12 protein-coding genes and 1 pseudogene are annotated in these 18,498 nt (G+C 45.2%); 6 read left to right on the top strand and 7 right to left on the bottom strand.

What is annotated here, in order from left to right; all coding sequences use genetic code 11:
* The first annotated feature begins 147 nt into the window (after nucleotides 1–147).
* From QMK20_RS25960 to QMK20_RS25945, 4 genes and pseudogenes are all read left to right on the top strand, one after another.
* Nucleotides 148–849 (top strand): dihydroorotate dehydrogenase electron transfer subunit, encoded by a 702-nt coding sequence (locus QMK20_RS25960; protein WP_283653891.1) that lies wholly within the window; start codon nucleotides 148–150, stop codon nucleotides 847–849.
* Nucleotides 830–1,763 (top strand): annotated as a pseudogene (locus QMK20_RS25955) (dihydroorotate dehydrogenase). Before QMK20_RS25960 ends, QMK20_RS25955 begins: the two are co-directional and overlap by 20 nt.
* 331 nt (nucleotides 1,764–2,094) lie before the next feature.
* On the top strand, nucleotides 2,095–3,738 hold the full coding sequence (locus QMK20_RS25950) for an ATP-binding protein (protein WP_404580058.1): 1,644 nt from the start codon (nucleotides 2,095–2,097) through the stop codon (nucleotides 3,736–3,738).
* Nucleotides 3,735–4,472 carry a response regulator gene (locus tag QMK20_RS25945; RefSeq protein WP_283653889.1) on the top strand — a complete coding sequence of 246 codons (738 nt, stop codon included), beginning with the start codon at nucleotides 3,735–3,737 and terminating at the stop codon, nucleotides 4,470–4,472. The genes QMK20_RS25950 and QMK20_RS25945 overlap by 4 nt, the downstream gene beginning before the upstream one ends.
* 51 nt (nucleotides 4,473–4,523) lie before the next feature.
* Here the strand turns inward: QMK20_RS25945 and QMK20_RS25940 are convergent, their stop codons facing one another.
* A complete protein-coding gene (locus QMK20_RS25940; RefSeq protein ID WP_283653888.1) occupies nucleotides 4,524–5,543 on the bottom strand; it encodes a 2-hydroxyacid dehydrogenase in 1,020 nt (339 codons plus the stop codon).
* A 17-nt stretch (nucleotides 5,544–5,560) separates the two neighbouring features.
* Nucleotides 5,561–6,616, bottom strand: coding sequence for an AEC family transporter (locus QMK20_RS25935; RefSeq protein WP_283653887.1), 1,056 nt, complete (start codon nucleotides 6,614–6,616; stop codon nucleotides 5,561–5,563).
* Nucleotides 6,617–6,891: 275 nt separating this feature from the next.
* Between QMK20_RS25935 and mmuM the strand changes: the two genes are divergently transcribed.
* Nucleotides 6,892–7,839, top strand: a complete 948-nt coding sequence (mmuM, locus tag QMK20_RS25930; RefSeq protein WP_283653886.1) for a homocysteine S-methyltransferase — start codon at nucleotides 6,892–6,894, stop codon at nucleotides 7,837–7,839.
* 216 nt (nucleotides 7,840–8,055) lie between these two features.
* Here mmuM and QMK20_RS25925 read toward each other — a convergent pair whose 3' ends face one another.
* The 4 genes from QMK20_RS25925 to QMK20_RS25910 form a co-directional block, all read right to left on the bottom strand.
* On the bottom strand, nucleotides 8,056–10,359 hold the full coding sequence (locus QMK20_RS25925; protein WP_283656351.1) for a GDYXXLXY domain-containing protein: 2,304 nt from the start codon (nucleotides 10,357–10,359) through the stop codon (nucleotides 8,056–8,058).
* Between the two features lie 199 nt (nucleotides 10,360–10,558).
* Entirely contained in the window at nucleotides 10,559–11,458 is a 900-nt protein-coding gene (locus QMK20_RS25920; protein ID WP_283653885.1) for a helix-turn-helix domain-containing protein, read from the bottom strand.
* Nucleotides 11,459–11,753: 295 nt separating this feature from the next.
* The gene (locus tag QMK20_RS25915; protein WP_283653884.1) at nucleotides 11,754–13,613 is read right to left on the bottom strand and encodes a beta-glucoside-specific PTS transporter subunit IIABC; all 1,860 of its coding nucleotides are present in this window, start codon (nucleotides 13,611–13,613) and stop codon (nucleotides 11,754–11,756) included.
* A 74-nt stretch (nucleotides 13,614–13,687) separates the two neighbouring features.
* Complete coding sequence (locus tag QMK20_RS25910) at nucleotides 13,688–16,303, bottom strand: glycosyl hydrolase family 2 protein (protein WP_283653883.1); 2,616 nt, start codon at nucleotides 16,301–16,303, stop codon at nucleotides 13,688–13,690.
* A gap of 231 nt (nucleotides 16,304–16,534) precedes the next feature.
* On the opposite strand from QMK20_RS25910, the gene QMK20_RS25905 reads away from it, so the two are divergent.
* Nucleotides 16,535–17,512, top strand: a complete 978-nt coding sequence (locus QMK20_RS25905) for an AraC family transcriptional regulator (RefSeq protein WP_283653882.1) — start codon at nucleotides 16,535–16,537, stop codon at nucleotides 17,510–17,512.
* Nucleotides 17,513–17,601: 89 nt separating this feature from the next.
* On the opposite strand, the gene rhaD is transcribed toward QMK20_RS25905, so the two are convergent.
* Nucleotides 17,602–18,447 (bottom strand): rhamnulose-1-phosphate aldolase, encoded by an 846-nt coding sequence (gene rhaD / locus QMK20_RS25900; RefSeq protein WP_283653881.1) that lies wholly within the window; start codon nucleotides 18,445–18,447, stop codon nucleotides 17,602–17,604.
* Between the last annotated feature and the right edge of the window lie 51 nt (nucleotides 18,448–18,498).

Raw genomic sequence — 18,498 nt, 5'->3', positions numbered from 1 at the left:
TACTCTTTAACAGGAGTACGCTTTTTTATGTCTGGATTATTGAGGAGAAAGAAAAGCGCTCCTACCTAACTTAGTCTATAAATGTGAAAATAGTCACGTAATCATGGCTGTTTTTACGTTATAGTGAGTGGTTAGTGGAGGGGTTATATGGCTAACGTAATTTCGAATGTGGCGCTCGTTCCGGGCATTTATATGATGAAAATAGAGGGAACCTTTAAAGGGGAAATGGGCCAGTTTTACATGCTGCGCAGCGGAACCGGGTACCCATTGCTACCTAGACCTATCAGCATTTACGATATCGGGGATGAGGACATTTCCTTTTTATATCGGGTTGTTGGAGAAGGGACCCATTTGTTTTCCCAGTTGCAGTCGGGGCAGGAGATTCAGTTGGAAGGACCTTTCGGCAATGGCTTTCCTCAGGTAGAAGGCAGCTTGGCCTTAATCGGCGGTGGTATGGGCACGGCCCCCTTGCTGCTGGCTGCAAAGCATTATCCGCATGCACATGTTTATCTGGGATTTGCGCTGCAAGCCTTTGGGGTGGATGCTTTTGAAGCTGTGGCAGCATCTGTGCAGGTTCGTGTAGGGGGAAGCATCGTCGAGAAGGTCGATCCTCATCTCTATGCGAATATGTTTTCCTGTGGGCCGACTCCGATGCTACAAGCGCTTGCGGAGAAGACAGAAGGCTCGTCATCCCGTTTATATATTTCAACAGAAAGACATATGGCCTGTGGTATTGGCGCGTGTTTGGGCTGCACCATGCATACCCGTGGAGGTAATAAGAGGGTGTGTAAGGAAGGGCCTGTATTCCCGGTAGAGGAGGTGGATTTTGATGATCTCCATGGCGTGTAATATTGCGGGCGTACCGTTCAAGAACCCGATCATCATGGCATCCGGTACATTTGGGTTCGGGCGTGAGTATGCGGAATTTTACTCTCCTGAACTGTTGGGGGGCATCGTTGGCAAGGGATTAACCCTTCATCCGAAGGCGGGCAATACCGGATCACGCATACATGAAACAGCATCTGGTATGCTCAATAGTGTGGGACTGGAAAATCCGGGGGGTTGCGGCCTTTTTGAAGGATGAGCTGGATGACATGACGCGCTGGGACACGGCTGTGATTGCTAATGTCGGTGGCTCGAATCTGGAGGAGTACGTTCAGGCTGTAGCCATGATTACGGAAAATGCGCAAAAACGGCGCACGATGAATCGCAGAGGCGTCGATATGCTGGAACTGAACATTTCCTGTCCCAACGTAAAGCAGGGCGGAATGCAATTCGGCATTCAGACGGAGGTGGCGCGGGACGTAGTACGGCAGGTGCGCAATGTAACGGCGCTTCCGCTTGTCGTGAAGTTGTCCCCAAATGCAGAGAATATTACGCAGATGGCGGTCATGTGCGAGGAAGAAGGCGCAGACGGTGTCTCGCTGATCAATACATTTTCTGCGATGAAAATTGATATACGTCGGCAGCGAAGTGTTTTTACGAATACGTATGCAGGTCTTTCTGGCCCGGCGATCAAGCCGATTGCCTTGCGCATGGTTCATCAGGTGGCGCAAGCAGTATCCATTCCGGTAATCGGGATGGGGGGCATCAGCTCGGTGGAGGATATTATCGAATTTACGATGGCAGGAGCGGCTGCGATTCAGGTGGGAACATACAATTTTGTCCACTTGCACGCAGGGGCCGAGCTGGTCTACGGTCTTGAACAATGGATGCTGCGGGAAAAGGTGCAGACGTTGGACGAGATACGGGGAATCGTATAAAATACTTCCTCATTTTCATAATGAAAGCACATAGAACCTCCCTGTCTGTTCAAGACAAGGGGGTTTTATGTTTATTTTACCGAAACATCCATGTGTATCTAGTGAGCAATATCTCACTTATTCAAAATGAACGAAATGGAGAATTAGTTCTTCCTTATTCAGCATATTGTTTTATTTCAGATAGAGGCTCCGTTTGTTGTCATTGGAGCTCTTAAAGTTTGCAGATTAAGAGGGAAATTGTCAAACAGTGTCGAATATCAAGGAATTAATAGGATAGAAGACATGCTCTTCTTCCCAATGGAGAGCTTGAGAAAGAAGCTAGGTGATGGGGTTGAGATTTAAAGGTAAGTCGAAACCGAGACGACAATTCAAAGTTTCGCTACAGTTTATGATTATTATTTTGGTTGTTTTAGTTATTATTATTTCCTTAATTATATCCTTGCTTCTCATTCGTAATTTCGTGATTAACAAGCATTTTGATAATACGAAGGAAAAACTTTCGGGTATTGCCAAGGTCATTGCAAGTGACAGCGATGTCATTCGAAATGTTGAGCATGGAGTTCCTGTGAAGCAGATCCAGGACTATTCGCTCAGAGTAATGAATAACGTTAATGTAGATTTTGTTGTCATTCTGAACCGTGATTTAATTCGACTATCCCATCCGGATGAAACGATGGTTGGCAAACCGTTCTCTGATCTGAATGATGCCAGAAGAGCGCTATCCGGTCAGGGCCATTTTTCCGAAAATATAGGTATTTTAGGCAAAGGCTACCGATATTTTACGCCGATATTTAATAAACAGAATGAGGTCATTGGCATTGTATGTGTAGGACTGACCATGAGAACCCTGAATCATGATTTGATGCAGGCGCAGTATACCATTTTTGGAGGACTGATGCTTGGGCTCTTTAGTGGGGTTCTGGGCGCTATCATCCTGGCTCAAAAAATCAAAACGATTTTATTCGGGCTTGAGCCGCAAGAAATAGCAGCACGATTACGTGAAAAAGAAATTATTGAAAATGAGGTCGCTGAAGGAATTATAGCCATTTCGGCTGACAAGAAAATTATACTCATGAACAAAGAAGCTCAGGCCAAGTATCAATTGGCGAACCAGGACATGGAAGCCCCGATTGGCGAGCAGGTCGATACCAACTTTTATAATGTGCTCTTCAAGAGAGTGTTTGATGACAAGAAGAAGATCAAGGATCGCTCATTTTATGTGAATGGTATAGAAGTCATTGCGACAGTAACCCCTATGTATATTGAAAATGAGTTTTTTGGAGCAGTTGCAACGCTGCGAGACCAATCCGAGATGATTCATCTTAGCAACCAGTTAAGTGGTACAAAATATTATATTAACTCCCTGCGCGGACAGACCCATGAATTTATGAACAAAATGCACGTGATATCCGGGTTGATTGAAATGAGGCAATATACGGAGGTTAGTCAGTATATCCAGCAGCTAACTCACCGATATCAAAATGAGGTAGGGTTTTTGACCGAGAGAATTAAAGTTCCGGCATTAGCAGGTTTTATTATGGGTAAGATCAACGAAGCACGCGAACAGAATATTTCGGTTCTTCTTGAAGAAAGTTCAAACGTCTCCAATGTGGAGATGCAGGACATCGTTCATGATGTCATACACATACTGGGCAATTTTTTTGACAACGCCATAGACTCGATTTTACAAAAAAAACAACCTGGTAGAATTGAGTTGAAATTGAACTATGAATGTGAGGGAAATGTATTCATTCTGAAAGTGAAAGATAATGGTATGGGGATTGATTATGAAATGCAAAAAAGAATATTCGAGCATGGCTTCTCAACCAAAGGTGAAGACAGAGGCTACGGCTTGAATCTGGTTAGAACCATGGTAGAAAATCATCAGGGGATCATTGAGCTTGACAGCCAACCGGGTCTGGGAACAAGTATATATGTAGAGTTGCCCTGTACATTGGAGGTGACAAATGAATGAAGGTTTTGATTGTTGAGGATGATCCCATGGTTGCTGAGCTAAATCAACAGTTTATTGAACGCATGGACAATTTGGATGTTGTATGTAGGGCAGATACTGTCAAGAAGGCACAGGATTGTCTTCAAAAATGGACACCAGATCTGGTATTACTTGACGTTTATTTACCCGGAAAAAGCGGATTGACTTTATTATCACATATTCAGGAGCATCAGTATCACGCGTCGGTTATTTTAATTACGGCTGCAAAAGATATTCAAACGGTGAAGGAAGCTGTTTTTTATGGAGTTGCGGACTATTTAATTAAACCTTTTACATTCGAACGCTTTAAGCTGGCTGTTGAGAAAATCCAGCGTTTGGCTACGGTGATGGAGGAAGGGAACGGAATTAATCAAGCTGTCATTGATCACTATTTTAATAAAGAAGAGCATACGGGTATGGAGAAGAAAGAACCTTCTGAAAACCTATCCAAGAATCTTTCCAGAAACCTGTCCAAAAATTTGTCGAAACTGACCATGACCACGATACTGAAAAGCATCCAAGAGCTGGACGGTCCATTTTCCGTCGAAGCCTTAGCTAGAGAAGTGGACCTGTCTCGTATTACGGTAAAAAAATATATCCAATTCCTGGTGGAGGATAGCTTCTTGATTGAATCTATAGAATACCACAAGGTTGGAAGGCCGCTAATGCTCTATCAGGTGAATCCTAATTTAAAAGAACCGCTATTTCCATTGTAATTCTGGAAATAGCGGTTCTCTTTTGTCCAACGAGAGTGTTGAGCTTCCTGATTAGTTCATAGAAAGAACAGGAAGTGGGACCAGATTATCCGAAGATTGGGCCGTGAGTATATCATGGAAGTTGTCGTAGCTGGTTTCAATCATGTTGGATAGCGCCGTAACGGTATTCGAGCCGGCATGAGGCGTAACCAAAACTCTTGGATACAGCTCAATAAGCTTCTGGATCGTTGGATCGGGGAGCATTTGCCATGGGTCAAATGCTCTGAAAAATAATTCATCTTCTTTAGGGAAGACATCCGTAGCGAAGCCTTCCAGATGGTTGCTAAGCAAAGCGTCCAAAATGGCTTGGTTATCTTGTAATTCGCCACGTGAAGTATTGATTAGAATAGAGCCCTTTTTCATTTTTTCTAAAAAGCTGGCATTAATCATTTTGTCGTTCTGTCTCGGCAGATAAGGAACGTGCACACTGACGATATCACTCTCTGCCAGTAGTTTATCTAAGGTTGTAAATGGAATGACTTCCTTGGCTATGTCGGATTGGTACACATCATAGCCAATAACAGATGCTCCTAAGCCTTTAAACAATTTGGCTTCCGTCAGACCAATGCGACCGACCCCGATGATCCCAACTTTACAGTTATGGATCTCTTTGCTGAATGTATGCTCGTCCACAATGAAATTTTTGAACGAGCTTTTGGCAGTCATATAAGCTGTATGACGAAACAGCATCATAGCCAGAGTTAAGGATAGCTCCGCGATGGCATTCGGAGAGTAGGATGGCACGCGTGCGACCTTCATTCCGAATTCGCTGCAGGCATCCAAATCAATGTGGTTGATTCCGACCGTTCTGGTGAAAACATATTGAATGCCGTATTCCTTAAATTTCGTGAGATTCTCTCGATTCGCGGCACAGTTTCCTCTTAACAAAACGGCATCGTGATGCTGTGCCAACTCTGCATTGCTGGAGGTTAACAGTTCTTCTACCAACGTTAGTTGGAAGTTATATTTATTGAGGTCATGGAAATATGGTTGCTCATAAGAACGGACACCATAGCAAATGATTTTTAACATGTTGTTTTCCCCCTGATTTAGAAAATGCCAATTTTATCAATGATATTTAGCGTGATGATCCAAACTGGAATCATGACGACAGAAGTTATAGTAGATAGAAGCGATGCATTGGATGTCAATATGGCTTCCTTGTCAAAACTGATGGCATAGGCTGCCGCTACGGTAGCTGTAGGAGTAGCCATCATAATGACAATAGTAGATAAAGCGACAGAATCGACTGACAGAATATGAGATACAGTCAACAAGGCCAGTAAAATGATGTTAACAATGGGTACAAGCCAAACTTTAACTATGCTGTAATACCAAGAGGTCTTATCAGTAGCTGCCGATTTGAAGCTGATCTCACCCAATGTCGAGCCAATCGATAACCAGGCTAATGGAGAAGCTAGCCCAGCAAGGTAGGTCATGGGCTTGAACAACCAGACAGCGGTTTGATCAATTCTTAGAAAAGCAAACTGCTGAATGGCCCCATCCTCTGTAGCTACGCTCATTTGTGGCAAATAGCCCTGAAGCAACCAAACAAATAAGCCTAGAAAAGTGGCGATAACAATCGGATTTAAAAACATGGTTTTGAGATTTTTAAGCTCCATTTTTAAGCCGCTCATTTTGATATAGCCATAGGAGTATAAGAAAATGCGGTAGCCTATATTAAAAATGGAACTGTACATAACTCCGGTAGGCCCATAAATGGCCCCGACAATTGGAATTCCGAAAAAAGTAGTAGAACCGAAAATAGTCAACACTCGTAAAACATCCTGTTTATCCTTGTCGTAGCTCAGGAAGAAAGGTTTTGAAATAAAGATGAGAATAATATAAATGAGAATACCCCATATTAAAACATTCATACCTTGTTTTAACATTATAGGATTAATATCTTGCATGAAAGAATTAAAGGCTAGTGCTGGTAGAGCCACGGTTAGAACAACCTTGGATAACAACTTTCCTACTGCTGCGTTAAAAATCCCCTTCTTGCGGCAAAAGAAACCAAGAAGGATAATAAAAACGGTGGAAGCAATAGAACTGACAATTTTGTTATCTGTTAAGGTCGCTGTAATCATTTCTAGTAAAGACATAGATAAAACCCTCTCTTGTACCTTTTTTCACAAAAGTGACTATGCAATTCCCTGATCTTTTGGCCAAAGTGTTGGTTTGCACCTTTATAGTAAAATGACTTTGTGAAAAAAAGAACAATATGTAATTAATTTAACTTATGAAACTAATTTAAAAAATTTATACGTTACATCAGATGGGAAAATGAGAGGTACTCACCAACATACATGCTATAATATAAATCATTAAACCCCACTTAATCAGTGGGTTAAATAGAGGAAACAAGCAGGAGGAACCTATGAATCCGATACAGCATATACTGGACGAATTTTCGCTGATCGTGCTGGATGGCGCAATGGCTACGGAGCTGGAGCGTCACGGGCATGATCTGAACGACAGCTTATGGTCGGCTAAAATACTTCATGAGCACCCGGAGTCTATCAAGCGTGTGCATAGAGACTATTTCGAAGCGGGGGCAGACTGCGCGATCACTGCGAGCTATCAGGCTACCGTTGAAGGCTACGTCAAACGGGGTTTAAGCGAAAATGAAGCGCTGGAGTTGATTCAGTCCTCGGTACGGATTGCCGTACAGGCGCGGGATGAATTTTGGGCAGACATTACGGCTGGTGCAAAACAACAGCAGCGTCCCAAACCGCTGGTCGCGGCCTCCGTCGGCCCCTACGGGGCGTTTTTGGCGGATGGATCTGAATACCGTGGTGATTACAAGCTGAGCGAAGAGCAGCTTGTCGAGTTTCACCGACCGCGTATGAAAGCGCTGATTGAGGCGGGCGCAGACATTTTAGCCTGTGAAACAATACCATGTCTGGTCGAAGCCAAGGCCATCACGCGATTGCTAAAGGAATTTCCCGGTACGTATGCCTGGATCAGCTTTAGTGCAAAGGATGGGCAGCACATCAGCAATGGGGAGTCCGCCGCTGATTGCGCCGAATGGCTGGATGAGCATGAGCAAGTGGCTGCCGTAGGTATTAATTGTACTTTGCCGCAGTACATTCCATCACTCATCCACGAAATGCGCAGTCATACAGATAAGCCCGTGGTGGTGTATCCCAATCTGGGGGAGGAATATGACCCGGTTACCAAGACATGGCACGGTACGAGCTGTACCGGGACGTTCGGGCAGAGTGCCCGCCAATGGTATGAAGCAGGAGCCCGTCTGATTGGTGGTTGTTGCCGGACTCAGCCGGAGGATATCCAAGGGATTGTGGCATGGTCGAGAGACGCATAGGCGGGGCTGAGCGTAAGATGAAGAAGGCAATTCATAAGGGGCGTCCTCCCACTGTACTGTAAAAGTAAACAGGCTGAACCAAGTGACTCTCCAGTAATGGAGGGGCTTGGTTCAGCCTGTTTTTTGTAATGACGACTGGATCTTCGCATCATGCAGGCGTGACGTACAACAGCAGGATAAGACCCCACTGGGTACGATGTGCTCCATGATCTCCGGTTAGCTGTCTGACAGCCGTTCCAGCAACGCATCCCCGTTCTGACTTACCCGAATGTAGGCATAATGAGCGTTCTGTTCAACATTACGCCCGGTTCCCTCAGGGATGAAATAATTCTCAATACCGTACTGAATACGTGAACCATTCCATTGTCCATTTAGAATAACCTCATGATTGGAAAGCTTTTCACCATCCTGGTACAGTCGATCAGCGATATATACTCCTTGGCTACCCGGCGTGAGAACGACTTTAACCTTGCCCCGGTTCCAATTGTCCTGCGAAAAAGGGGTAGAGATATCGTAATTCAGCATGACATAATCGCCTTGTAACAGAGAGCGAGGGTCTACAGGAGCCAGTTTGAGCTTGATGGAAGCGCCTGTGGCAAGCAGGGTTTCACTTCTCACGGTCTGATAGCCGATCACACCGAGCTGTAGCACGATGACTACAGCGATCAGCAGCGGGCTTAAGCGCATGAAGCTAAAGCTGCGGTGGTCGGCCTCAAACGCTGTCTTGCCGCTATGGGCCATCCGCCGATCCGCCCACCACGTAATTCCGAGTGCAATGATACCCAGCAGCGCCAGCGTAAAGGACTTATACAGTAGCGTCCACAACAAATCATAGTATTTGAAGCCAATAAAAATAAACCAGAACGCTACGCTTGTGATGGCCTCCGATCTATGTTTTAGTCGGATGAAGGCAAAGACCATGCCTGTAACGATAACGAAATAAAGAATGTTAATCAGCACATAAGAGTGTGGAATGACATCCTTGAAAAAGGTCGCCCAAAACATAAACAGCAAGCTGAAAAATAAGGAGCTATCCCGAAGGTGTTCCCGCGATGCCGTCTTGGGTATAAAATAACTTGCTGCATACAGCACAGCATTGACCAAGAAAAGAGAAAGGATAATGTACTCAAAGGACCAGTTCCAAGAATCCCACTCCTGAAACTGCTGAAATAGAATGGTCGCCAAATTCAGGTTTACAAAGGTATAGGTAAAAAAGAGTTGCCTTTTCCCTTTGGAGCGAAACCATCCGGCGATGGAAACGATCAGAAATAATACCGAAAGCAACGTTATATCTGACCATAAAATGGCTGCCCAGCCTGTAATATAGCTGATCGTCAACAGGGTATAACGTATTACAGAATCCAGCTTGGATTCCGGAATGACAATCATCGAAATCATAAGCAGCAACGACACACCCAACAGTACATATTCGGTGTGGTTTACATTCGTGCTAATGTTAATCAGTCCGATCAGGGATATACTTCCAATCAGCACTCCAACCACTTTGATCACGCGGGATACGGTTTTGCTGATCCATTCACTGCTACGTTCTTCGGGAACGGTTGTCTCAGTCTTTGATGTACTGATGCCCGTTGTCTCCGTATCGGATTTTGCGATATCCCCTTTGTTCTCGTTGGATATTTCCCCAGCTTCCGGCGGTGTTTTCCCCAAACGATTCAAATAACGGAAAAACCATACATTACCCGTCAACAGCAGCGCCACAAAAATCAACCCAAAGACAAAGAACAGCGATGAAGAGTACGCTTCCGCCAGCTCGATAAATTTAAAGACAGCAAAAGCGGAGGTCGCCAATGCATTCAAGGTGAGCAGCGTTTTACTCAGTCGGACCTTGGTAAACACATAAAATCCAATAGCGATTACAGCGATACATGGTATGTTCATAATGAGACCATATTCATCCAATGCAAAAGAGTTAGTCATCGTCAGCACGGCTATATGGAAAACGATAAAGCTCATATTTTTCAGCGGTCCAGAATGTATGCGATGAAGGAATGTCAATAGAAACAACACCAGATTGACCAGTGCGAACAATCCGGCGATGGACAAAGATTCCAGTTCGCTGTAAGGCGCGCTTTGCATCGTAGGGTAAAAGTAGAGCCACAAGGCGAGATGAATCAGCACAAAAGACAGCATATAAAAAGGATTGTAGCGGGTAATCCAGCTTAGCAGCAGAGCCGGAACCGACCAAATTAAAAACAACCCGTAACTATCCGCGTGGGAATTGTATATTTGACCAAGCAACGCCACGGAAACGCCAAAGGCTATACAGCCAGCTACCAGAAATACATTCGACAGAAAGGCTTGCTGACTGGGAACAGCGCGTACACGTGCAAATACAAAGGACAAACCATAGAACAGAACGATAAGCGCAGCAGCCAGCACAATTTTGGCCGTCCGATCCAGCCCACCCCAATTGGAGGCGAAAAAATAAATAATCGCGGCCAGTACCAGTGAGATGCCCAGCAGATAGCCCGTACGTATCGCATTGAATCGCAGCATTTGTTTCACGTACCTTTCCTGTTGGTTTGATGCCTATTATAGCGTTGAAAGGGCTAAGAACCAAATCGGAATTAGGATCAGGTCATAAAAAAAGGAGAACCACCGTACACGGTTGTTCTCCTGTATCGCTGCTGAACTCCATGCAAGCATACCCATACTATTATCCAGATGCTGTTTTTCCACACCTTGCCACGCCTCGCTACATGCTAAGCGTTGGCGTGTGGAACTCTTGCCGGGCTTGATGTCGGAACCGATGCTCACGTGGCGGAATCCCTGCCGTTTTCTTAAATGCCTTGGAAAAGGTGGACATATCCGTGTAGCCGATGGACTGGGCAATGATCGACAAATTGTAAGTCGTTTGCTCCAGCAATCTTTTGGCCTCATCGATTTTGAGGTTTTGCAAATACTTGGCGGGGGAAATCAGGAAGGTGGAATGGAATTTGCGTGAAAAATGCGCGCGATCCACGCCTACATGCTCGGCAATCTGTTCAATCGTAATGCGGTCACAATAGTGCATATCAATGTAATCTTTCCCCTGCTGTAGCCAATAGTCGGAGCATACAGAATTGCGTAGTGTGTCCGATGTGGTGCGGGACAGCTCCTCGAAAATCTGGTGCAGTGTAATGAGACGCGAGAGATCGCTGTCACGTCTGCTGTTGTCATTTACAATGGAAAACAAATTCGAGATGAGTCCAGTGACTTCCTCGCTTACTGCGTTGGCCAAAAAAGGCGTACAGGGCTTAATCCCGATTCGCTCCAGCAGCGCAAGGGATTTGGGTCCCTCAAAAGCAATCCATACCTTTTGCAGCGGGTTCTCCTGATCCGTGTAATATTCATGTGCAAGATGCGGGAAGAAGCAGAACAGGTCGGACTTTTGCACATGATATTTCTTTTGCTTATAAATAAACTCAGCCTGACCGTCAAGCACAAAAATTAAATAGAAATAAGGCACAGCCTTGGGGCCGACATGACAGCTGGTCTTGGAAATATCCATACCGAGCCTGACTGGCCATATCGCGCTGGATTTTTCCAATTCAGTAGCTGTGAAATAATGGTCTTCCACGATGTCGAAGTGATCTTCGTTCTTTACTCTTTTCACAACAATGTCACCTCTCCTTTGGTGGAGATAAGGGGGTTTTGATTTTATTGTATATAAAGGAATGTATAATTACAAGTTAATTCATTGGAATTTAGGGTTATAAAATCAAAACTTCTGCATAACCAGCCGATGGAGGACGCTGTCCTGAACCCAGTTGACGGATCGGGCCATTCGTGAAACATCCGAATTCAAGTAACTGTCATGAATTAAAAGAATAGGTAACGAAACGAAAACAGGGCTCCTTATGCACACCAGCACAGGAGTCCTGTTTTCTATTGTCTCTCAGCATACCGGGTTATTTCGCAACAACCGTCATAAATGGAGCGCGTTCAACGGCTGTTGTCCCGGCATTGTTCAAAATCTCGGTGTTCTCATCACTGTTCGTAATGACAACAGATGTGGTGGTGTCGTACCCGGCAGCCTTGATCGGGCCCGGTTCAAACTCCAGCAGTACATCTCCCGCCTGTACTTCATCGCCTGCATGAACATGAGTCGTAAAAAATTCACCCTTCAGCTTCACAGTGTCTACGCCTACATGAATGAGCACCTCGGTTCCGTCATCGCCGACAATGGCTACCGCATGTTTCGTTTTAGCTACGGTAGCGATTTTACCCTGAAATGGGGCGATCACCCGTCCGTGATCCGGGATAATAGCCAACCCTTTGCCCATGGCAGCAAAGCCGGGATCGCTAACTTCGCTTAGTTCAATGATAGTTCCGTTCAGAGGACCGTATAGCACTTTTTCTCCTGATAGCGGCTTCATCTCGTCTGAAGTATTCTTTTCATTGTCACCTTCGTCTTCCACATTGTCAGGCTCTTTAAATCCAAGCAGATAAGATACAACGGCCCCGATGGTAAAACTGACGACGATACCAATAATCACATAAACAAATGTCGGGCCAGCAAAGATAGGCAGGGATTGTAAACCGCTTGGAGCCATCGTAATCGCTTTGGCCCCTACAGCGCCGGGAATAGCTCCACCAATGGCCCCGCCAATCATGCCTGCATAAAAAGGTTTCTTCAGTCGCAGTGTGACTCCATAAATTCCGGGTTCCGTAATCCCCAACAAGGCGGAGAGCAGAGAAGAGCCGGAGAGTGATTTCAATTCTTTGTTTTTGGTGCGTAGCAGAACGCCTAAGATCGCACCTGCTTGCCCCATAACCCCCATAAATGTTGCCGGTATTGTATAATCATAGCCATTCACAGCCAGGGATTGCACAATGATTGGGATTAGTCCGTAGTGCATGCCTGTGATGACGAGGGCTTGAATGGAGCCACCCAGAATAAACCCGGCCACCAGTCCGGACGTATTAAACAAGAAATTAATGGCGGTTGTCACTCCATGAGCTGCATACGTACCCACAGGTCCGATGGCATACAGGGCTAGAGGAATCATAACCAAAAGCACTACTAATGGTGCTAATACGATTTTTAGTACATTAGGTGTACGTTTGTAAACAAATTTTTCGACATAAGACGTTAACCAGATGGTTAGCAAAATCGGAATGACCGTAGAAGCGTAATTCACCAGAGGGATGTTCAGGCCGAGAAAATCAATCGTGCTGGCACCGCCGTTTTTTAAATCCAGTAAATTGGGATGGAGCATCGCCGCGGCAATCGTTGCAGCTATAAATTCGTTGGATTTAAACCTTCTGGCAGCGCTTATGGCAAGCAGTATAGGCAAGAAATGAAATATGCCGTCTCCAATAACGTTTAATATCTGGTAAGTACCACTGTTTTCGGAAAGTACATGGAGTGTGGTGAGAATAGCCAGTAGCGCTTTGACCATCCCGGCTCCAGCCAGTGCAGGAAGCAATGGTGTAAAGCAGCTCGCGATCGTCTCCAGAATATTATTGAACCAATTCTGCTTTTTCTTGGGAGCAGATGAACCTCTTTTATCCCCTGAACCCAATTGAGCAGACTTCACAAGCTCTTCATAGACGTCGGCTACTTCGTTACCGATAATGACCTGATATTGTCCGCCATTTAGGGTAACTCCTTTAACGCCCTTCAATTTCTGTATTTTTTCCTTATTGGGCACGCTTTCATCGTACAGTTTGAAACGTAACCGGGTCATGCAATGAACGACGCTCTCGACGTTTTCCTCGCCGCCGACGCCCTCCAGGATATCCTTGGCTAATTTCTGCTTATCCATTTTAACCCCTCCAGCATACTTCTTTAATGCCTGGCTCTTCCAATCTCGAAAGAGCCAGGGTTATGAACATCACATCATGGCTGCATCGTTAACTGAACGGGTCCAATCAAGCCAGTAGGCTCCTGTAACAGATACTGTGAAAGGAAGTCGGCTTGCTCTTTGACGAGCGTGTTGGTTACTTCAATGACCAGCGTATTTATACCTGGGACCAACGCTTTGGTGACATCAAAATCATATGGTGGGCAGATCCGGCTTCCGACCGAGTGACCGTTGATCCAGACTTCAGCGACTTCATATGCTTGCCCAAGTGCTAATCGCGCCTGCTTTGGCATAGCTGTGACCTCAAAATCAATCTGGTATCTCATGGTTCCTACGAACTCTGGGTATAAATCCGGGGTCGCTAAATTCACCAGTTCTTTCAGTTCAATCTGTTCGCCAAAGTGAGGATATTGCTCCGCAGAGGCCAAGGAAACCTTCCACTTTCCCTCGATTATCGTTGTTGTAGCATCAGATAAGTTGGTTTTTGGAGTTGACATGGATACCAGTTTCTCATCCAACCTGCTGTTGAATATAAAAACTTTGGATTCATATGCACTCAGTGTCAGAGACAGAGTCGTTCCGGCGGGATGGACACCCGAATCCAACTGTACAAGCTGGTTCGTCAAAGCGTCATACTCATATACGTTGCCGGACAATGGAATATCAATGGATGAAGTCATAGACTCATAGGGGTGCTCGTTAAAAAACATGAACACATCTCCGTCCGCTTGCTGGTAGTGATAATAGCGCAGATACGGCTGGTGATCCGATACATTTATTTCATAGATACCTTCATCACGCAGTTTTTCAGCTATAGTTTCCAATGAAACCAGTCTGGAATTCTTGTGTTGACGGATTTTGTCCAGCACTGTTTCTGCACCGCTGCCCTCACTGAAGCGCTCAGGGAAGCCTCCTACAAAGAATACGCGCAGTCCTTGATCCAGCCCGTCTCCTAATGCGGTTAAAAGGGAGTAGGGGAGCGCTTCAGCATAAGGAATGACCACACATGCAAAACATTCGCTGTTTACAACGAGCTGTCCATCTGTGACGATTGCGTCAACTAGCGTATCAGCAGGCACAATATCAAATTCAATTTGATGCTGAGTCAGCTCTCGTGCCGGCTTTTGGAACAGCATATAATCCCCTGACCATTCTGCTTCTGCATGATACAGGATTGCTGCCTGAGCGATATGGATGCCATCCGTCAGCAAGTGACTCATGCGGTTCATATACTGCATCAGAATGTGCATGTATCTGAACTGCGGATCTTTCCCGTCTGCATAGAAATGTGGGGGGCAATCCGGGTCAGGGAACGGTTTGGGCGAAAAGGCGTGCGGAACAAAATAGTTCACTCCCCGAACCAGCATATGGTCCGTGATCCATTTCATCAGCTTGAGTCCTTCTCCCCAGCCATAAGCACCATATACTTCGCACATCGTACGGCCTTTCTTTTTGGGATCTATATGCCCCAGAGAAGCCCCCATTTTCGCCAATCCATAATGAAAAAATTCTCCATCCCAGCCCTTTGAGGTAAAGGATTTGAAGGTTCCACGATCCATGCCCGGCATAATTTGATGCAGCACCACATCAATACCGGACATATCCTGTTCCCACAATCCCCGGTAAAAATGCCCTGTTCCGTAGCCAAGTCGCGCATGAGCATTGTTGTCCTCGATCAAATGACCGATGTATTCGACCCCATGCGAACGGCACCATCCGCCAAGCTTGCCGGTAAAGTGATCGGCATACAGTTGGCTGACCAGATTCATGTAGGCATAACGGACGTTGTGCGCCTGCGCTCCCCCATCTACGGACAGCAAAGGCAGCAAACGCAGAACCTCTCCAGATAGCAGCGGCTTCAGCAGATCAAGCATATCGTCGCGCCACGGCAGCACCATATCGAATCTCCCGATGGAACCGAACGCGCCATGCATATTCCCAAAACGGGGTTCATCGGAGAAAAAGCCTGCAATAGTGGAACCAAAGTCCGCCTCATAATGCTGCCAGTGCGCTTCGTATACCGTATCAATCAGGACCTGCGTCGCTTCCGGTACAATCGGATTCAGGTAGCCTTCCGTTTCCTTTTCTCCACCGTAAAAAGTCTGCACCAGTGTAAAGATTCGCCATTCTCCCTCCGGCAAATCCCAGTACACCTTGCCATCATGCAAATACTGGCTAATATCAATCAAAGTATCAGTGTCAACCTCATCCATGTTCTGTTTCTTGGCAGCAATGACACCGATAATCCGGTCTCCCGGGTGCGGGGCCGCCCATTTAACCAGAAAACTGGCGTGCTTCAGTGGACCTGCAAAATCCTGTTGATGTGTTTTCAGGAAGCTTTTTTGCAGATGTGGAAAATCACTTTTGATTTTCCCGACGGCATATCCGGTTGGGAAATGGGAATCATCCAAAATCCACACCTTCATGCTCCGTTTCCGGGCTTCATCTAAAATAATGTCCATATCTCGCCACCATTTGTCCCCGACAAAGTCAGGATGCGGCCGTGACTCGACACATACGGCTTGAATGCCCGTACTTTGCATTTTTTCCATATAATCTCTCAGCGTACTTTCATCTTCACCATGCTGCCAAAAGAAAGGGAGTATATAGTTGTCTTGCCGACCGGCGAGCACGTCTTCTATTTTTTTCATGGATATCCTCCCGGAATATTTATAATTTTTTTTATGGAATACTACTTTTTTGCCGAAGAAAATATTCTTAATAGTGTACTTTTATGTGTATTGTAATATTTTAGATATAAATGATAACTTCTCTTTCTATACTCACATGATAACGCTTTTATTTAGGGATATTAATACCGAAACACAAGTTGTTGACTGTCCAAACTTAAGGTTATAATAATAGGAGGGGTGATGGGGTTAATGGAACATGATGAATTGGATCGCAAGCTGCGTAAATTGACGGCAAGTGAGGAAGCCTATCGAGAACATCCGTATCTGTCCGAGAAATATAACAGCATTAAACAGATTGAATATAACGGCCAAAAAGTGTTTGTGTTTTATTTGGAGGGCGGCAAAATCAAGATTACAAAGCACAGTCGATTTGCTGAGGTTCCTATGCATATCCACAATGATATTGAAATGAATTATGTCTATTCGGGGCAGTGTACACAGATCATCAACAATCAGACGGTGACATTAACCGAGGGCCAAATTTGTATTGTAGATACCGGAGCGCCACATGCGATTTTGGCGACAGGCGAGAATGATATTATTGTGAACATTTCAATGAGCAGAGAATATTTCTCAACTTCTTTTCTAAGTCGCTTGTCCAGTCGCAGCATGATTACGGACTTTCTGGTGAATGCAATTTCGGATAATCAGACGCACAACAGATACATTATTTTTCATTCCGAAAACAGCAGAAAGCTCGGCTTGTTTATGCGGGAGCTTCTGTGTGAATATTATGATCAATCCCTGTGTTCTGAAGAGATGATCGACTGTTATATGGTCTTGATCTTTTCTGAACTATTGCGCGTATTCCAATTTGATACGAACCAGAAGCATGCCAAATCGTCTTCCCATCCATCCGTCATTGAGATTCTTCACTACCTGGAAGAGAACTTCCAAACGTGTACGCTTGCTTCTACAGCAGAGCACTTTAATTTCCATCCGAACTACCTGAGTGCGCTACTTAAAAAATCGACCGGACGATCGTTTAAACAATTGATTTTGATCCACCGAATGACGCGTTCCTCGCTCCTTCTTTCCAATACGGATACACCTGTCTATCATATTGCGGCCGATATCGGCTATGATAATTTGAGCTTTTTTTACCGAAAATTTAAAGACTATTTCGGCGTAACTCCGAATGAATATAGAGAGAAGCATAAAGTGTAATATCCCGATATGCATAACAAAAGCTCCATGGCTGGTTTGAGACAAGCCGTGGAGCTTTTTAAGTTGTGAGCTATGAGGTTAGCCTATGTTTATACGTTGAGGATTCCTTCTTTTGGAATAACGTTAAAGGCTTTGGCCAGATCCGCCAATTCCTGATCCGTAATCCGCTGCTGGATATCATGCTTAGCAATGAGCATATAAATTTGCGCCGCTTTTTCAATCGTTTCAATCAGGCCAAACGCTTCATCAATGGAGCTGCCTGTTCCGAAAATACCGTGATGAGGCCATAATACGGCGTGATGATCCTTCATTTTTTTGGCCGTTTCGCGGCCGATTTCGCTGGAGCCCGGTACCATCCAAGGGATTACGCCGATACCGTCTGGGAAGACGACAATACATTCGGTACACATTTCCCACAGTGTTTTGGTAAACTGGTTTTCGTCCAGACTATGAATGAAGGTCATGGCAATGACATGGGTGGCATGATTATGGATTACAACACGATGGTTAGGATCGACCTTCAAGCGCTCAATGTGGCTCATAAAATGAGACGGCAATTCGCTGGTAGGTACCGCGTCATGCTTGAGGCCCCACAAGACTTCCAATTGCTCGCCATCCTGCGAGACACGGAGGACACCTAAATTGGCTTCTGGATCGGAGATTACGTTTTTAAAATACTTGCCTGATCCGGTGACGATAAAATATTTGCCTGCCAACTCATTCACAGGAAAAGCAGGTTTGATCGTACGAATAACATGATGGATATCAAGATATTTGGATACCTCTGCTTCATCCAGAATATAACTGACATTCCCTCCGTTACGCTCATCCCAGCCGAATTTCCACATGTTTTGCGTAATTTCCGCCATCTCGCGGACGAATGGAATATCCAGCTCCGATTTCCGTTCTTTATGATTCTCCAGTACAGTAGTCATGGATGATCTCTCCCTTTGGATGATTTAAACATACAAGCTTATACATGCGGT

This window comes from Paenibacillus sp. RC334, assembly GCF_030034735.1.
In the GTDB taxonomy this organism is placed as follows: Bacteria; Bacillota; Bacilli; order Paenibacillales; family Paenibacillaceae; genus Paenibacillus; species Paenibacillus terrae_A.
Note: the sequence above shows the minus strand (reverse complement) of the source record. Positions and strands in the feature narration are given on the sequence as shown.

Excerpts from the sequence above, each read along its gene's own strand:
- QMK20_RS25960 (WP_283653891.1), top strand. The coding sequence starts at position 148 with ATGGCTAACGTAATTTCGAATGTGGCGCTCGTTCCGGGCATTTATATG.
- QMK20_RS25945 (WP_283653889.1), top strand. The coding sequence starts at position 3,735 with ATGAAGGTTTTGATTGTTGAGGATGATCCCATGGTTGCTGAGCTAAAT.
- QMK20_RS25940 (WP_283653888.1), bottom strand. The coding sequence starts at position 5,543 with ATGTTAAAAATCATTTGCTATGGTGTCCGTTCTTATGAGCAACCATAT.
- QMK20_RS25935 (WP_283653887.1), bottom strand. The coding sequence starts at position 6,616 with ATGTCTTTACTAGAAATGATTACAGCGACCTTAACAGATAACAAAATT.
- mmuM (WP_283653886.1), top strand. The coding sequence starts at position 6,892 with ATGAATCCGATACAGCATATACTGGACGAATTTTCGCTGATCGTGCTG.
- QMK20_RS25925 (WP_283656351.1), bottom strand. The coding sequence starts at position 10,359 with ATGCTGCGATTCAATGCGATACGTACGGGCTATCTGCTGGGCATCTCA.
- QMK20_RS25915 (WP_283653884.1), bottom strand. The coding sequence starts at position 13,613 with ATGGATAAGCAGAAATTAGCCAAGGATATCCTGGAGGGCGTCGGCGGC.
- QMK20_RS25910 (WP_283653883.1), bottom strand. The coding sequence starts at position 16,303 with ATGAAAAAAATAGAAGACGTGCTCGCCGGTCGGCAAGACAACTATATA.
- QMK20_RS25905 (WP_283653882.1), top strand. The coding sequence starts at position 16,535 with ATGGAACATGATGAATTGGATCGCAAGCTGCGTAAATTGACGGCAAGT.
- rhaD (WP_283653881.1), bottom strand. The coding sequence starts at position 18,447 with ATGACTACTGTACTGGAGAATCATAAAGAACGGAAATCGGAGCTGGAT.